Genomic DNA, 16790 nt, shown 5'->3' with positions numbered 1-16790 from the left:
TTTATAGCAAAATGACTGATTTTATAATACGACTTGTAAGGTTTGCACATTTATATTTGGTTCGGAAAACATCGTTTGTTTTTATTGATATGAAAAACCATGTAGGAGATATAGGGAAGTCATATAGAAGAAATACCCGGAACAAGTACAAGAAATATGTGAAACATGTACACGAAACACAGGAAACCTGTACGACAGTTGTTGTAATTACGTATTTGAATAGAGAAAGTCCTGTACTTGGATTCAGCGATAGTCAAAGTTATGGATATTTATAATTATAGTAGGAAGAATTTATACCTTGTTCTCAAAAAGTCTTTTTTTGTTCATGTTTAGGCTATAAGGATACGCTGAAATACTGCTACTTTCATTCCTGATATTTATTCGTTTGTCATTTTGCGCGCTGTGGGCTATCAGGCGGGCGACACTGAAAGTAGCAGCATACAGAATCTGACGGCTGTTTAAATAGAATATTTACTCTGATACTCCTTCGGTGATATCCCTTCATGTCGTTTGAAATATCTTCCCAGGTATGACTGGTCAGGGAAACTTAACCGGTCGGCTATTTCCTGTATCGTCAGTTCGGTGGACTGAAGCAGTACCTTTATCTCCAGAATGGCGAAATCGTCAATAATCTTTTTGGCGGAATCTCCCGTTACGCTTTTGCAGATACCGGTCAGGTACTTCGTAGAAATACAAAGCTTGCCGGCATAAAAAGTCACTTCCCGTTGGGAAGTGCAATTGGCGTGCACTAGCGCAATAAAGTTCTTGAAGATTTCGTCCTGCCGGCTTCCACCCTCTATTTCCTGTGCGTCGAAATGGCGATAACATTTATCATAGATATCGAGCATGAAAGACTGAAGGTGATTCTTGGCTATCTGGTTTCGGAAGCGATTCTCACGGTCTTTGTAGATGGCAGTCGTGGCGCGTATCAGTCCGTTGATGGCTCCGGTATTCTCTTCCGGGAGAACATAGCAGGGATGCTCCTTTATAAACCGGAAAAAGATTGGTTCGAACCGCATACAGGCTTCTATGAACATTTCCTTGGGAAATCCGAAAAAGGAAGCGGTAAAATCGCTGCTGCTGCCATTGATGCGGATAATAGTTCCCGGAAGGAGCACTATTTGGGTGTTTTCTACAACTTCATAATCTTTCAGGTCAATCGTGACGTGTGCCCACCCTCTGCGGCAGAAGTAAATGGCGCCCCCTTCCAGTTTCCACAGGTGGTGCATGATTGGCGATAACTTTTCATCAATTCCGGCGATGAAGGGTTCTCGAAGTACGGCTAGGTTAGAGTTTCTTTCTTCCATATATTATAGCTTTATTGCCGGGCAAAAGTAGGACTTTTTTGCTAAATATTAGCTTTTGTGTTCCGAAAATGAACAAAACTGGAGATACTATGCCTAGTTTTCTGTGGTAAAAAGAGTCTACCTTTGCCGCGTTCAAAAAATATTAAATAGGTAACACAATGAGTAAAAAGATTAGTAAAGTGAAGCAGGGGCTATTGTTACTCTGCTGTCTGATTGCTGCGACTGGCTGTAAGCAAGCTCCACCGGTACAAATGGAGGCTGAATACGAAGTAATGACTGTATCTCCGGCCGACCGGATGATTTCGAGCACATATTCGGCGACCATCCGTGGACGTCAGGATATAGACATCTATCCCCAGGTAGGCGGTACGCTGACCAAAGTCTGTGTGACGGAAGGCCAACGGGTAAAGAACGGGCAGACGCTGTTCGTCATCGACCAGGTGCCGTATGAAGCAGCCTGGCAGACCGCAGTGGCAAATGTTGAGGCTGCAAAGGCTTCACTGGCTACCGCACAACTGACTTATGACAGTAAAGAGGAACTGTATAAGGAGAATGTAGTTTCCTCTTTCGACTTGAGCACGGCGAAGAACTCCCTGCTTGCTGCCAAAGCGCAGTTGGCACAGGCGAAAGCCCAGGAAGTGAGTGCACGCAATAACCTTTCTTACACAGTAGTGAAGAGTCCGGCTGACGGCGTAGTAGGTACATTGCCCTACCGCGTGGGAGCATTGGTTAGTTCCGGTCTTCCCGAACCGTTGACAACCGTTTCTGATAATTCGGATATGTATGTTTACTTTTCTATGACGGAAAACCAGTTGCTCGGACTGATCCGCCAGTACGGTTCTAAAGAAGAGGCATTGAAAAGTATGCCGGCCATCGACCTTCAGTTGAATGACAAATCGTCTTATTCCGAACAGGGGCAGATCGAGTCCATCAGTGGAGTAATCGACCGTTCGACGGGTACTGTCAGCCTGCGTGCCGTATTCCCCAACAAGGAAGGATTGCTGCATAGCGGTGGTGCGGGAAATGTGATTGTTCCTGTTCAGAAAGCGGGTTCTCTGGTTATTCCGCAGGCTGCTACTTTTGAAATCCAGGACAAGAGATATGTATATAAAGTAGTGGACGGCAAAGCACAGGCTAACCTGGTTCAGGTGACACGTGTAAACGGCGGACGTGAATTTATTGTTGACGAAGGACTGTCACCGGGAGATGTAATTGTAGCGGAAGGCGTAGGATTGCTCCGTGAAGGTACACCGATTAAAGCCAAGACAGCACAGGCTGCCGCTCCAACAACTACTGAAAACTAAACAAAGGAGGAATCATCCATGAATTTAAGAACCTTTATTGAACGCCCCGTATTATCGGCTGTGATTTCTATCACGATTGTCGTAGTGGGTATCATCGGGTTGTTCAGTCTACCCGTTGAGCAATATCCCGATATTGCTCCGCCTACCATTATGGTGAGCACCAACTATTATGGTGCCAGTGCGGAAACTTTGCAGAAGAGTGTAATCGCACCGTTGGAAGAAGCTATCAATGGTGTGGAAGACATGACATATATGACCTCAACGGCTACCAATGCCGGTACGGTAAGCATCACTGTTTACTTCAAACAGGGGACAGACCCGGACATGGCTGCCGTCAATGTGCAGAACCGTGTGTCACGTGCTACGGGACAGCTCCCGGCAGAAGTAACGCAGGTCGGTGTGACCACTTCCAAGCGTCAGACCAGTATCCTTCAGATGTTCACGCTTTCCAGTCCGGACGATAGTTATGATGAAAACTTCCTGTCCAACTATCTGAGCATCAACATGAAACCGGAAATTCTCCGTATCAGCGGTGTGGGTGACCTGATGATTCTGGGCGGTGAATATAGTATGCGTGTATGGATGAAGCCCGATGTGATGGCGCAATACAAGCTGATTCCGTCGGACATTACTATGGTGCTTGCCGAACAGAATATAGAATCGGCAACAGGTTCGTTTGGCGAGAACTCCAACGAAACCTATCAATATACGATGAAGTATAAAGGGCGTCTGATTACTCCGGAAGAATTCGGGGACATTGTCATTCGTTCTACGGATAACGGCGAAGTGCTGAAACTGAAAGATATTGCCGATATACAACTGGGACAGGATAGTTATGCTTATCATGGTGGTACGGACGGGCATGCGGGTATTGCCTGTATGGTATTCCAGACGGCGGGTTCCAATGCGACCGAAGTCAATCAGAACATCGACAAATTCCTCGAAGAAGCCCGCAAGGATCTTCCGAAAGGAGTGGAATTGACGCAGTTGATGAGTTCGAACGACTTCTTGTTCGCTTCCATCCATGAGGTAGTGAAGACCTTGATTGAAGCCATCATCCTGGTTATTCTTGTAGTATATGTTTTCTTGCAGGATTTCCGTTCCACACTGATTCCTTTGGTGGGTATTGTGGTTTCGCTGATTGGTACGTTTGCCTTTATGGCGGTGGCGGGATTCAGTATAAACTTGCTGACCCTGTTTGCACTGGTGCTCGTTATCGGTACGGTGGTGGATGATGCCATTATTGTCGTCGAGGCGGTGCAGTCACGGTTCGACGTAGGGTACAGGTCATCCTATATGGCAAGTATCGACGCGATGAAAGGTATCAGTAATGCTGTCATCACCTCTTCATTAGTGTTTATGGCTGTATTTATTCCGGTGTCCTTCATGGGCGGTACTTCCGGTACGTTCTACACGCAGTTCGGTCTGACCATGGCGGTTGCTGTAGGTATTTCCGCTGTTAACGCGTTGACGCTAAGTCCGGCTCTGTGTGCATTGCTGCTGAAACCTTATATCAATGAAGACGGAACGCAGAAGAATAACTTTGCGGCACGCTTCCGTAAGGCATTCAATTCGGCTTTTGACGTAATGATAGAAAAGTACAAGAATGCTGTATTGTTCTTTATCAAACGCCGATGGCTGACCTGGTCACTATTGGCTTGCTCCGTAGTATTGCTTGTGTTCCTGATGAATACGACCAAGACCAGTCTGGTGCCTGACGAGGATCAGGGTACGGTATTTGTCAATGTAAGTACGGCGGCAGGTAGCTCGCTGGCTACGACCAATGAAGTGATGGATCGTGTTGAAAGCCGTTTGATGGGTATTCCCCAGGTGGCACACGTACAGAAGGTGGCAGGTTACGGATTGCTTGCCGGACAGGGAAGCTCGTTCGGTATGTTGGTTTTGAAACTGAAAGACTGGTCTGAACGGCCGAAAGACGAGGACAATGTGCAGGCGGTCATCGGTCAGATATACGGTCGTACGGCTGATATCAAGGACGCAAGTATCTTTGCCATTTCTCCGGGTATGATTCCGGGCTACGGTATGGGTAATGCGTTGGAACTTCATATGCAGGATAAGATGGGCGGTGAAGTAACCGATTTCTTTGCGACTACGCAGCAGTATTTGGGAGCGTTGAATCAGCGTCCCGAGATTGCGATGGCTTATTCTTCGTTCGACGTCCGCTATCCGCAGTGGACGGTGGAAGTAGACCCGGCTAAATGTAAGCGTGCAGGTATCACTCCCGATGCTGTGCTGAGTACACTTTCCGGTTATTACGGCGGTCAGTATGTGTCCAACTTCAACCGTTTCTCTAAGGTATATAGAGTAATGATTCAGGCAGACCCGCAGTTCCGTCTGGACGAGACTTCACTGGATAATGCTTTCGTACGTATGTCGAATGGAGAGATGGCTCCGTTGAGCCAGTTCGTTACGCTGACACGTACCTACGGTGCGGAAACTTTGAGCCGTTTCAATATGTACAACTCTATTGCAGTGAACGCCATGCCGGCTGAAGGATACAGTACCGGTGACGCTATCAAGGCAGTACAGGAAACTGCGGAACAGTCTCTTCCGAAAGGATATGGCTATGACTACGGTGGTATCACCCGTGAAGAAAACCAGCAAAGCGGTACGACGATTATTATCTTCGGTATCTGCTTCCTGATGATTTACTTGATTCTGAGTGCATTGTACGAGAGCTTTATTATTCCGTTCGCCGTTCTTTTGAGTGTGCCTTGCGGATTGATGGGAAGTTTCCTGTTTGCCCGTATGTTCGGACTGGAGAATAACATCTATTTGCAGACAGGTTTGATTATGTTGATCGGTTTGTTGGCCAAGACAGCTATCTTGCTCACAGAATATGCGGCAGAACGCCGCAAGGCAGGTATGGGGCTGATTGCTTCTGCAGTCAGTGCGGCAAAAGCCCGTCTGCGTCCGATTCTGATGACGGCATTGACCATGATTTTCGGTCTGTTCCCGTTGATGATGTCCAGTGGAGTAGGAGCGAACGGTAACCGTTCATTGGGTACGGGTGTAGTCGGTGGTATGACTATCGGTACATTGGCATTGCTTTTCATCGTGCCTACCTTGTTTATCGCTTTCCAATGGTTGCAGGAACGCCTTCGCCCCGCGCAGAGTGCACCTACACACGACTGGAAAATAGAAGAAGATATCAAGGTGAGTGAGGAAGAAAAGTCCAAGGCAGGAAAAGAATAATTGATTAAAATAATAACTAATGAGAAAGATAATAATCTTATCCGCAGCGACACTTGTGCTGAGTAGTTGCGGTATCTACAATAAATACAAGCCGGTATCGGAAGTCCCCGAGGGACTTTACGGCAGCGAGTCAGTCGCTGCCACCGATACGGCAAACTTCGGTAACCTCTCGTGGAGAGAGGTCTTTACCGACCCGTACTTGCAGACTCTGATTGATTCGGCTTTGGTACGAAATACGGATATGCAGACAGCCCATCTGCGTGTGAAGGAAGCGGAAGCTTCGCTCCTGACGTCCAAACTGTCTTACCTGCCTTCTTTGTTCCTCGCACCGGAAGGGGTTGCCAGCAGCTTCGACCGCAGTAAGGCTACGCAGACTTATTCATTACCCGTGACAGCTTCGTGGGAACTGGATATTTTCGGAAAGGTAACGACGGCAAAACGTCGCGCGAAAGCCGCTTATGAGCAGAGCAAGGAATATGAACAAGCCGTTAAGACGCAACTTGTCGCTGCTATGGCGAATACATATTATACATTGCTGATGCTCGATTCACAGTATGAAATAGCTGTTGCTACCGAATCAGCCTGGAAGGAAAGCGTGAAAACGACCCGTGCCATGAAAAACGCCGGTATGGTGAATGAAGCCGGACTGGCGCAGACGGAAGCTACCTATTATAATATATGTACGACCGTGCTTGATTTGAAAGAACAAATCAACCAGGCAGAAAATTCACTGGCATTATTATTGGCCGAGACACCCCACGAAATCCAACGTGGCAGACTGGGAAACCAGCAGTTGCCGGAAAACTTCTCCATAGGTATTCCTTTGCAGATGCTCGCCAACCGTCCCGATGTACGTAGTGCCGAATTTTCACTGGCACAGGCTTTCTATACGACGAATGCCGCCCGTGCTGCTTTCTACCCGTCTATCACATTAAGTGGTAGTGCCGGATGGACGAACAGTGCCGGAAGTATGATTATCAACCCGGGTAAGTTCCTGGCTTCCGCCGTAGCTTCCCTGACACAGCCTTTATTTAATAAAGGAATGAACGTTGCACAGTTGAAAATAGCGAAAGCCCAACAAGAAGAAGCCCGTCTCGGCTTTGAACAGACTTTGCTGAACGCAGGTGTGGAAGTCAACGAAGCATTGGTGCAGTATCAGACTGCCCGCGAGAAAGCGGCTTTCTACGAAAAGCAGGTTACTTCTTTGCAGACGGCTGCCCGGAGTACGAGTCTTTTAATGAAGCATGGCAATACCACATACTTGGAAGTATTGACCGCGCAACAGACATTGCTCAACGCGCAGCTTTCTCAAGTAGCCAATCGCTTTACCGAAATCCAGGGCATGATTACTTTGTATCAGGCTTTGGGCGGCGGTCGGATGTAAGGAGGTGCATATGAATACTGAAACACTGCGCGGCCGGATACTCGACTATACAAAGCGGGAAATGTCCCTGCATGGTGTCAGTGGACTTACTATGGATGATATAGCCAGGGGAATGAAGATGTCGAAGCGGACGCTTTACAAGCTCTTCCCCAGTAAGGCTTATCTGTTCCGCATCTGCCTTTCTGATTCTGCCAAGACAGTCAGAAACCATATACAGCAGAAGCAACTACGAATGGATAGTTCATGTATGGATCTGCTTTTCACGACAGTGAACGGATATCTCACCCTGTTGTACTCGTTAGGGAAAACTCTGTTGCTGGACATCAACGCGGACAAGGAATATCGCTCTTCCTTCGAACGTGAAGAAGCTTTTTGGCTGCAACAGTTTATAGATGTACTGACGCATTGTAAAATCTGTGGTTATCTGCTTCCAGAAGTCGAACCTGAGAGTTTCGCAACGGATTTACAGGAGGTAATCTATCAAGGTTGCCTGCAAGGCACTCCGTGTATGGTGCAGCGTATGATGAACTATACACTGTTGCGGGGACTTTTCAGAATGGATGGCATCCGGTATATTGATGAACACCTGGAACCTGATAAATTTAATGTTTGTGTATAAGAAGAGAGAGGTGCGTCCGACGAAAGAAGGGCGCACCTTTTTTAATTACTGAAATTTGTTTATTATCGCAGTTATACTTCTACTTATGTGCACAGGTTATGATATTATTGCTTATATTCCTTCGTTTTTCATTTAATAAAACAGTATATTTAGAGTCGATAAAATAATAGCCGATGAAATATCAATTAGAAATAAACACTCTGTTAACTCCCGTCAATGCACATTTACTGTTTGAAAAATGTCAGGCTGATTCCTGTAGATTTTACAAAATATGATGATATGGGAAGCTATATTGAAGATACTATAAAAAAGATACTGCAACAAATGTATCAATAATAAAAAGGAATATATTTCCTCAATAAAGAATTCATTTTTACATGATACTTTAATATCTTTGCAAAACAATATAAAAAAGACAAACTTATAACTGAAAATATGAAAACAAAAACTTTACTGGCTTTCTTTCTTTTGTCCGTTATGACATTCTGCATGTCTGCTTGTCAGGATGACGCGGAGATTATTTTATTTAGTGGTTCCGAGTTAATCAATGAGACGGGAACTTGCACAAATACCATTTCTTCTACGGTTTTATACCTGAACGGACGGGAAACCGGAGACATTGGAATAGCTAATGGGAAAGGTGGTTATTCGGCGCAAAGTTCTGATGAAACGATTGTGACGGCAACGGTCAGCGATGACAGGTTATTGTTGGAGTCACATGGTAAAAAAGGAAAAGTCACGGTTACTGTCAGTGATAAGAAAGGGAACAGCGTTGTTCTGCCTGTGACGGTTTCGTATGGGATTATGACTTTCTACTGTAGAATGAACCGGTCAGGGTTTGCTATAAGTGTGGACAATGAGATTTTGACCTCAGGAACGGATGAAAATAAAGAACTCTTGAAATCGTTGAATGAGGTAATGTTGGAATCATATTCATTTTTAGCGGAACAGGATATTTGTGTTCTGCAACCGGATAATGTCAGCCGCTTTTTGGAAGATGGCAAGGGGGAGTTTAAATTGAAAAGTGCCGATGGTGGAATACGTGCCGAGGGTACTTATAAAGTAAACCGTGATGAGGAGTTGGGAACCGGCAAGCCGGAGTTGGCTTTTTCTTTCTATCAGCATCAGAATGGTGCTGACAAACTATTACATAAGTTTTATTTTGAGCCTTCATTCGTTCGTCAACCCTCTACCAGAGAGGTAGGCCCCATAATATATTATTGGATGGAACATGTTGCGGATTCTCATTATTGGGATGGAGTCTCCTTACCGGAAGCTGGGAACGTAAAAGTGCTTTATGTAGTGTTAGCGAGTTCTTCCGGTATCAGACCTGAATTATAGAATCATTGCAAAGCGCGGATACGTATTTCCGTCGCTTTGTCATCCTACAAAAAAGAGACTGAACTCAAATATGCACTTGAGTTCCGTCTCTTTTTTGTAGGATGTAATACTCTAATAATCAGTTTTTATGCATTCAGCGCCTGTTCGATGTCCGCGATAATATCATCCGCATTTTCGATACCTACTGACAGACGGATTAAGTCAGGACGTACGCCTGCTTCCATAAGTTGTTCATCCGACAACTGGCGGTGAGTATGGCTTGCCGGATGAAGAACACAGCTACGTGCATCGGCTACGTGAGTAACAATGGCGATGAATTCCAGTGAATCCATAAACTTGATAGATACGTCACGTCCACCTTTCAGTCCGAAGGAGATGACTCCGCAAGAACCGTTCGGCATATATTTCTGTGCCAAAGCGTAGTATTTATTATCCGGCAATCCGCAATAGTTTACCCAAGCCACTTTCTCGTTCTTGGACAGATATTCGGCTACTTTCTGTGCGTTGCCGCAATGTTGGGGCATACGTAGGTGAAGCGTTTCAAGTCCCAGATTCAGTAAGAAAGAGTTTTGCGGGCTTTGGATGCTGCCGAGGTCACGCATTAATTGTGCCGTAGCTTTGGTTATATAAGCGCCTTTGCCGAAAGCTTTTGTATAAGTCAGTCCGTGATAAGACTCGTCCGGTGTACAAAGTCCCGGGAATTTCTCAGCGTGGGCATCCCAGTCGAAGTTACCGCTGTCTACGATACAGCCGCCTACGCTTGTAGCGTGTCCGTCCATATATTTGGTAGTAGAGTGGACTACGATGTCAGCTCCCCATTCAAACGGGCGGCAGTTGATTGGAGTCGGGAAAGTATTGTCAACAATCAACGGAACTCCGTGGCTATGCGCGATACGTGCGAACTTCTCAATATCCAGTACTTCGAGGGAAGGATTGGAGATTGTTTCGCCGAACAATGCTTTTGTATTTGGTTGGAAAGCTGCGGAGATTTCTTCTTCGCCGGCATCCGGGTTGACAAAAGTAACGTCGATGCCAAGTTTCTTCATTGTAACACCGAACAGGTTGAAAGTACCACCGTAGATAGCGGAAGAACAAACGAAGTGGTCTCCAGCCTGGCAGATATTGAAAATGGCGTAGAAGTTGGCAGCCTGACCACTGGAAGTCAGCATGGCAGCTACACCACCTTCGAGAGCGGCAATCTTGGCGGCAACGGCGTCATTCGTAGGATTTTGCAGGCGGGTATAGAAGTAACCGCTGTCTTCCAAATCGAAAAGACGTGCCATCTGCTCGCTGGTATCGTATTTGAAAGTTGTACTTTGATAGATGGGCAATACGCGTGGTTCGCCCTTTTTAGGCGTCCACCCTGCCTGTACGCACAGGGTTTCGGGCTTGAATTGTTTTGCCATAATGTTATCGGGTTTTAATGATTTATTTCAAAAAATGTTTTAATGGCGCAAAAGTAGGGAAAATAATTGTATTTTTGCCCTGTTTATGAGTGAAATGATACTCATGTGAAGGAGATAATTGTGTAGATATGAAAAATAAACTCTATGTTCTTTTATTCTTAGCTTTTCTTTTTTCGGGCACAACGCTTTGGGCACAGCAAAAGGCGACTCCGAAGGCAGGCGAAGGTATCTCTACTTTTCTGTTGAGGCACAACCGTTCTCCGAAGAAATACTATGATGATTTTATAGAACTGAATAAACAGAAACTGGGAAAGAATAATGTGCTGAAGATGGGCGTGACTTATGTGATTCCGCCGGTAAAGAATACAACCGCTAAAAATACAGGAACCAAACAACAACCCTCGAAATCCAAAGCGTCAAAAATAGGAACTACCATCAATGAACCCCTGTTTGGCAAGGAACTGGCAAATGTCAAAGTTACTTCCAACCGACTTGCGGGTGCCTGTTTCTATGTAGTCAGCGGACACGGCGGCCCTGACCCCGGAGCTATCGGACGGGTAGGGAAACACGAGCTTCACGAAGATGAATATGCCTATGACATTGCCCTTCGTCTGGCGCGTAACCTGATGCAGGAAGGCGCGGAAGTGCATATCATCATTCAGGATGCCAAAGACGGTATCCGTGACGATACCTACCTGTCGAACAGCAAACGTGAGACGTGTATGGGAGACCCGATTCCGTTGAATCAGGTACAACGTCTTCAGCAACGCTGCAATAAGATAAACGCCCTCTATCAGAAAGACCGCAGGAATTACTCTTACTGCCGGGCAATCTTCATCCATATAGATAGCCGCAGCAAAGGGAAACAGACCGATGTCTTTTTCTATCATTCGAGCAAGAAAGCGGAAAGCAAGCGTTTGGCGAATAATATGAAAGATACATTTGAATCGAAATACGGAAAGCATCAGCCGAACCGGGGATTTTCCGGGACAGTGAACGGACGCAACCTGTATGTGCTTTCCCATACTACTCCCGCTTCTGTTTTTGTGGAACTGGGCAATATCCAAAATACTTTCGACCAGCGCCGTCTGGTGATAAATTCCAATCGTCAGGCATTGGCTAAATGGCTGATGGAAGGCTTTCTGAAAGATTACAAAGATAAAAAATAGACCTAAAACATATTTTTTCGTGAACAAAACCGAAAACCGTATGTTTTATATATGCAAATCACCTGATGACTGCTTGTAGGTATGCGAATATATGTGAGTCAGTGAATATGCCTCCCCGGCATAACAGGAAGATTGCATAGTAGTTTTGTCGTGTTTTATTTTGTGTTTGTGTTGTGACGGTGCTGCGATGTGAATCGGGGTGCCGTTTTTTATGTATGTAACAGAAAGATATTTTTAAAATAAGAAATAACTGTGTTAAATAGAAAAGAGTAAGCATGAAGCCATTATTTGTTCCGGCTTCGTGCTTACTCTTTACTTATATACTGCAATCAGGCAGTGTTATTTCCATTCGCTGTGCTGTTCCAACATCGGGTTTGTGTCAATCTCACTTTGCGGGATAGGCCATACCAAATCCTGTGCTCCACGCAGATTACCGCGTTCGACTGCTCCGAAACCATAGAATGACTTGTCTTCCTGCATACGTTTCTGGGCGTTTTCAAATTCTCCCCAGCGATAAAGGTCGGCAAAACGCAAGTCTTCAAAAGCCAGTTCCACACGGCGCTCATGGCGTACAATGGCGCGTAGCTCTTCTTGTTTCAGATTGGTTCCTTCTGCCTCTTCCACAGCAGGCATGCCTACGCGATCGCGGACTTCATTGATATACTTGGTCACTTCCGCCTGGGAGTAACCACCTTTTTCAATCATAGCTTCAGAGAGTGACAATAGCACCTCTGCATAACGAATGACGTAGAAATCGAGGCTACCGTCATACTCGTTTGCCGTATTTTCCGGTGTAAACCATTTGCGGATACAGCATGTGGAGCTGGCGGGTAAGTTATTAGTGTACAACTTTCCGTTCCATTCCATTCCCGGAAGCATCAATGTTGCCTTCATGCGAGGGTCGCGGTTCTCATAACGTCCCATATCCGGATTTTCTTTTGTATGATCTCCTTTGTCAAGACTACCATTAAATAAAGGAGACTTGTCAATAGGCAATCCATCCGTGCAATAAAAATCATCGCATAAATTCATTGAACCTTCGATGGCGTTCATTGGAGCAGACCAGCAAACTCCAAAGCAATTACCTTCGCCCAGTCCCGGACCTTTGTAGTGAACACTCAGCAACACTTCACTAGCTGTTTCATTAGCTTCCTTGAATAAATCTGCAAAGTTAGCTGCCGGGTCGCTGCCATCACCCGATTTGAAAAGTTGTACTTTGCCGATCACATTCTTGTAGGCATTTATAGCCTCGTCCCAATGCTGATTGAAGAGGGCTATTCGTCCCATAATGGCGTAAGCCGCTTCTTGAGTCAGACGTCCTGTCTGTGCTTTTCCTATCACGGGGATTTTAGGAATCCATAATTTCAGGTCTTCCAGTAAAGAAGAGATAATCTGGCTACGTTCCGTTTTGGGCGCTTGGGCTTCTGCCAGGGTGAGAGGTTTGGTCAGATAGGGTACATCGCGGAAAACGGAAGTCAGATTGCAATACATCAGGGCGCGCAATGCTATTGCTTCCGCTTTGTATGCTTCTATCTTTTCTTGTTCCATCGGTATACGTTCTACGTTTTCCACTAACATGTTGCATCGCTTGATAACTTCATAATTAGCGTTCCAGTACATTGAGAAACATTCATCGGTGGTAGCCGAAGCACATTGTGAAATGGAACTGCCCAGCATCCAGTTACCCCATGTGTGGTCACCATTGTCTGTACTGGTTTCGCGTCCCAGGAATCCGAATTTCCAGCCGTCAATGTTGTCGTCATACAAGTTTTGGCTTTGCATGGCGTCATAGCAAGCGGTCAGTGCCATCAATGCATCCGATTCAGTTTGCCAATAGGTCGTTTGGGAAGGCTGGTTCGGAGAATCTGTCTGTAGGAAACTGTCCGAACATGCGCCGGCAGACAGTAACATTCCGGATAATAATAAAACTCTGCATATATTTTTTGTATTCTTAATCATAATATGTATCCTCCTTGTAATTAGAATTGAATGTTTAATCCAAATGAATAAGTACGCATATTGGGATGTACGTCATTTCTTGTATCACCCGATGACTTTTCCGGATCCCAGTTCTTCAACGGTGTGAACGTCAATAGATTGCTTCCGGCAAAGTAAACACGGATGCTGGAAATACCAACTTTGGCAAGTTCGGTTTGACGGAAAGTATAGCCGAATTCCAGATTCTTCAGACGCAGGTAATCCGATTTTTCAAGCCAGAATGAAGAATAAGAATCGTTCATGGTGTTGCCTAGTGCCGGCATAGGAGCATTTATGTTGTCAGCCGAATAACGGTTCACCCAACGGTTGGTAAGGTTACCGCGAATGTCGGTAGAAGTCTCCCAACTGTAACGGTAGATACCACCCACTCCCTGCCAGAAAGTAGACAAGTCGAAGTTTTTCCATGATGCACCCAGATTGAAACTATAAGAGTATTTCGGGAACGGATTGCCTATAATATCGCGATCTTCGGGAGTAATGTTACCATCATCATCCAGGTCGGCGTACATGATATCGCCCAATTTGGGAGCCACACCGTTTTGTTTGATAACTTCACCTTTTGAGTTGGTACGTTGCAAGTCGGCTTCCGCACGATAGATACCTATTGCTTTATATCCGAAATAAGCACCGATAGGGTTGCCGATACGGTTGATTGTATTACCATCAATTTTTTCCTCCAGCTCACCCATTTCAAGGATTTTATTCTTCACGTGCGACAGGTTGAAACCGACATTCCAAGCCCAGTCTCCTTTGCTGTCGGAGTAATTTACGGTCCATTCCCAACCACGGTTACGGACTGCACCCACATTCTGATAAGGAGCGGAGAGAGAACCCAGGAAAATGCCCGGCATAGCCAATTGCATTAAGATGTCGGAAGTTTTCTTGTCAAACCATTCGAAGGAGGTCTGTATTCTGTTGTTGAAGAATCCAAGGTCGATAGCGACGTTTACAGAACGGGTCGTTTCCCATTTAATGTTTTCATTGGGGACGGATGTCTGTACCATACCCGCCTGCTTGTTTGCACCTTGGTCGAAGAAATAATTTCCGCTTGCACCCAAAGTAGCCGCATAAGCGTAGTTGCCGATTTCCTGATTACCCAATTTACCCCATGACAGACGTAACTTTCCGAGAGAGAAGTTTCTATAGTCTTTCATAAAACCTTCGTTTGAGAATACCCATCCGGCAGACAATGAAGGGAATGTGGCATAACGATTGGCTTTAGGCATACGTGAGGAACCGTCATGACGAATATTGAATTCGAATAAATACCGGTCGTCATAACTATAGTTTACACGACCGAAGAATGATTGAAGCTTATATTCTTCTGATTCTCCTGTTGCTCCCGGATTGATTGTACCTCCTTTGAGCTCATAAATATTCTCGGTTGGGAACCCTTGTATGGAGGCTGTTGTTTTGTAAAAACGTGAACCGATGACCGAATGTCCCAACAGCACATTGATGCTGTGCTTGTCGAATTGCTTGTTATAAGTCAGCAAGTTTTCGTTTGTCCATGTTGCGTTGCGATACCAATAATCCTCTTCCTTATTAGTCTCTCCTGCTGCTTTTACGATGTTTCCGTCCGCATCATAGCGAGCAGGAGATTTTGGGGTGTAAGACTTAGTCGCATTCAGGTCGAAAGCATAAGCGAGGCTTGTCTGGAACTTCAATCCGTCCCACAGTTCAATACCGGCAAACGCCTTGCCGTTGAAACGCCAATATTCGTTGCTGCGATGACCTAAGGACATTAACTCTACGGGGTTTTTCACCATTTCAGCGCTCATTGACGAACCGTCTACATAGCCATAATGTCCGTTGGAGTACATCACCGGTACGGTTGGACGGGTGAACCAGGATACGAAACGCATGATACCGCCTTCGCCCGAAGGAGCAACAGCAGGAGCTGTCACGTTGTTTTTGTTACCGGACAAGTTCAGTCCGAATGTGAAACGTTTGTAGCGTGTGTCAAGGTTCGAACGGAAAGAGAAGCGTTCTACTCCTGTTTTCATCATGATACCCTCTTGGTTGGAGTACGCCACTGAAGTCATGAAGTGCGTGTTTTCACTACCACCCGACACTGATAAATGGTGTTGGTGCATGCTGGCATTGCGTAACACTGCGTCCAGCCAATTGGTGTTTGCATAATGGTCGGGATCCGAACCGTCTTTCAGCTTTTGTAGAGCTTCTGGTGAGAAAGTGTCAGGGTTCACTTCGTTTCTCATCAAAGCCCAGTTATAACTGTCTACATAGTCGGGAACGATGCCCGGAGTCTGTAGTGTATAGCTTCCCGAGTAGGATACTTTTACTCTGCTGGAAGCTTGTCCACGCTTGGTGGTAATCAATATCACACCATTGGCGGCACGTACACCGTAGATAGCCGCTGATGCTGCATCTTTCAATACGGAGATATTGTCGATATCCGCAGAGGGGATTTCGGATATTTGTGAAAGGCTGCCCTCTACGCCGTCAATTAATACCATCGGATTGTTGTTTCCAAAAGTACCGATACCACGAATTCTTATTTCCGGATTGTCATTGCCGGCTTGTGCGCCGTTCTGAGTCAGCACCAACCCCGGCAGACGGCCTTGCAGCAAAGTAGCTGTGTTGGCCACCGGAATATCTTGAATATCTTTGGCGGATACAGAAGCTACAGAACCGGTTAGATTCACTTTCTTTTGGGTTGCATATCCCACCACGACTACTTCGTCAAGTTTTTTGGAGTCTTCTTCCAAAGTTATTTTAAAATCGTTTTTGTTTCCTACGGGAAGAATTACGTCTTTATATCCCAAAAAACTAACGACCAACGTTTGTGAAGGTTGTACTTTCAACTGAAAAGCACCGTCTATATCGGTTATAGTTCCTTGTGTTGTACCTTGAATCACTACACTGGCTCCTATGATAGGTTCGCCGGCTGCATCGTACACTTTACCTGTCACTGTGCGTTCCTGTGCATATGCTGTAAGAGATAACAGCATGAGGACGCCTGCTAAAAACATACGTAAAAAATTTCGCTTTTGTCCATTCATAATTTTAAATTTAACTAAGTTAA

General features: G+C 45.5%; 10 protein-coding genes. 6 read left to right on the top strand and 4 right to left on the bottom strand.

Annotated elements, in window-relative coordinates; genetic code table 11:
* Positions 1 to 458: 458 nt before the first annotated feature.
* A complete protein-coding gene (locus tag AB5443_RS04240) occupies positions 459 to 1307 on the bottom strand; it encodes a helix-turn-helix transcriptional regulator (protein WP_044656305.1) in 849 nt (282 codons plus the stop codon).
* A gap of 158 nt (positions 1308 to 1465) precedes the next feature.
* Between AB5443_RS04240 and AB5443_RS04235 the strand changes: the two genes are divergently transcribed.
* The 5 genes from AB5443_RS04235 (at position 1466) to AB5443_RS04215 (ending at position 9171) form a co-directional block, all read left to right on the top strand.
* Positions 1466 to 2611: an efflux RND transporter periplasmic adaptor subunit gene (locus tag AB5443_RS04235; protein ID WP_368114102.1), complete on the top strand. Its 1146-nt coding sequence runs from the start codon at positions 1466 to 1468 to the stop codon at positions 2609 to 2611.
* An 18-nt stretch (positions 2612 to 2629) separates the two neighbouring features.
* Entirely contained in the window at positions 2630 to 5827 is a 3198-nt protein-coding gene (locus AB5443_RS04230) for an efflux RND transporter permease subunit (RefSeq protein WP_368114101.1), read from the top strand.
* 19 nt (positions 5828 to 5846) lie between these two features.
* Positions 5847 to 7211: a TolC family protein gene (locus tag AB5443_RS04225; protein WP_288361438.1), complete on the top strand. Its 1365-nt coding sequence runs from the start codon at positions 5847 to 5849 to the stop codon at positions 7209 to 7211.
* Positions 7212 to 7221: 10 nt separating this feature from the next.
* The gene (locus AB5443_RS04220; RefSeq protein WP_277134018.1) at positions 7222 to 7830 is read left to right on the top strand and encodes a TetR/AcrR family transcriptional regulator; all 609 of its coding nucleotides are present in this window, start codon (positions 7222 to 7224) and stop codon (positions 7828 to 7830) included.
* 435 nt (positions 7831 to 8265) lie between these two features.
* Positions 8266 to 9171 (top strand): hypothetical protein, encoded by a 906-nt coding sequence (locus AB5443_RS04215; protein WP_368114099.1) that lies wholly within the window; start codon positions 8266 to 8268, stop codon positions 9169 to 9171.
* A gap of 125 nt (positions 9172 to 9296) precedes the next feature.
* Here AB5443_RS04215 and AB5443_RS04210 read toward each other — a convergent pair whose 3' ends face one another.
* The gene (locus tag AB5443_RS04210) at positions 9297 to 10577 is read right to left on the bottom strand and encodes an O-acetylhomoserine aminocarboxypropyltransferase/cysteine synthase family protein (RefSeq protein WP_195663847.1); all 1281 of its coding nucleotides are present in this window, start codon (positions 10575 to 10577) and stop codon (positions 9297 to 9299) included.
* Between the two features lie 128 nt (positions 10578 to 10705).
* On the opposite strand from AB5443_RS04210, the gene AB5443_RS04205 reads away from it, so the two are divergent.
* The gene (locus AB5443_RS04205; protein ID WP_277134023.1) at positions 10706 to 11746 is read left to right on the top strand and encodes an N-acetylmuramoyl-L-alanine amidase; all 1041 of its coding nucleotides are present in this window, start codon (positions 10706 to 10708) and stop codon (positions 11744 to 11746) included.
* Between the two features lie 339 nt (positions 11747 to 12085).
* Here AB5443_RS04205 and AB5443_RS04200 read toward each other — a convergent pair whose 3' ends face one another.
* Positions 12086 to 13657: a RagB/SusD family nutrient uptake outer membrane protein gene (locus AB5443_RS04200; RefSeq protein WP_368114098.1), complete on the bottom strand. Its 1572-nt coding sequence runs from the start codon at positions 13655 to 13657 to the stop codon at positions 12086 to 12088.
* Between the two features lie 68 nt (positions 13658 to 13725).
* Positions 13726 to 16767, bottom strand: coding sequence for a SusC/RagA family TonB-linked outer membrane protein (locus tag AB5443_RS04195; protein WP_368114097.1), 3042 nt, complete (start codon positions 16765 to 16767; stop codon positions 13726 to 13728).
* Between the last annotated feature and the right edge of the window lie 23 nt (positions 16768 to 16790).

The sequence above is a fragment of the Bacteroides sp. RTP21281st1_H5_RTP21281_210402 genome (assembly GCF_040918965.1).
GTDB lineage: Bacteria > Bacteroidota > Bacteroidia > Bacteroidales > Bacteroidaceae > Bacteroides > Bacteroides congonensis.
The sequence above is the reverse complement of the archived record's forward strand: the minus strand, read 5'-3'. Positions and strand labels throughout refer to the sequence as shown.

Bases quoted from the DNA above. Each gene is read 5' to 3' on its own strand.
- AB5443_RS04225 (WP_288361438.1), top strand. From the start codon at position 5,847: ATGAGAAAGATAATAATCTTATCCGCAGCGACACTTGTGCTGAGTAGT.
- AB5443_RS04205 (WP_277134023.1), top strand. From the start codon at position 10,706: ATGAAAAATAAACTCTATGTTCTTTTATTCTTAGCTTTTCTTTTTTCG.
- AB5443_RS04210 (WP_195663847.1), bottom strand. From the start codon at position 10,577: ATGGCAAAACAATTCAAGCCCGAAACCCTGTGCGTACAGGCAGGGTGG.
- AB5443_RS04200 (WP_368114098.1), bottom strand. From the start codon at position 13,657: ATGTTACTGTCTGCCGGCGCATGTTCGGACAGTTTCCTACAGACAGAT.
- AB5443_RS04230 (WP_368114101.1), top strand. From the start codon at position 2,630: ATGAATTTAAGAACCTTTATTGAACGCCCCGTATTATCGGCTGTGATT.
- AB5443_RS04220 (WP_277134018.1), top strand. From the start codon at position 7,222: ATGAATACTGAAACACTGCGCGGCCGGATACTCGACTATACAAAGCGG.
- AB5443_RS04240 (WP_044656305.1), bottom strand. From the start codon at position 1,307: ATGGAAGAAAGAAACTCTAACCTAGCCGTACTTCGAGAACCCTTCATC.
- AB5443_RS04195 (WP_368114097.1), bottom strand. From the start codon at position 16,767: ATGAATGGACAAAAGCGAAATTTTTTACGTATGTTTTTAGCAGGCGTC.
- AB5443_RS04215 (WP_368114099.1), top strand. From the start codon at position 8,266: ATGAAAACAAAAACTTTACTGGCTTTCTTTCTTTTGTCCGTTATGACA.
- AB5443_RS04235 (WP_368114102.1), top strand. From the start codon at position 1,466: ATGAGTAAAAAGATTAGTAAAGTGAAGCAGGGGCTATTGTTACTCTGC.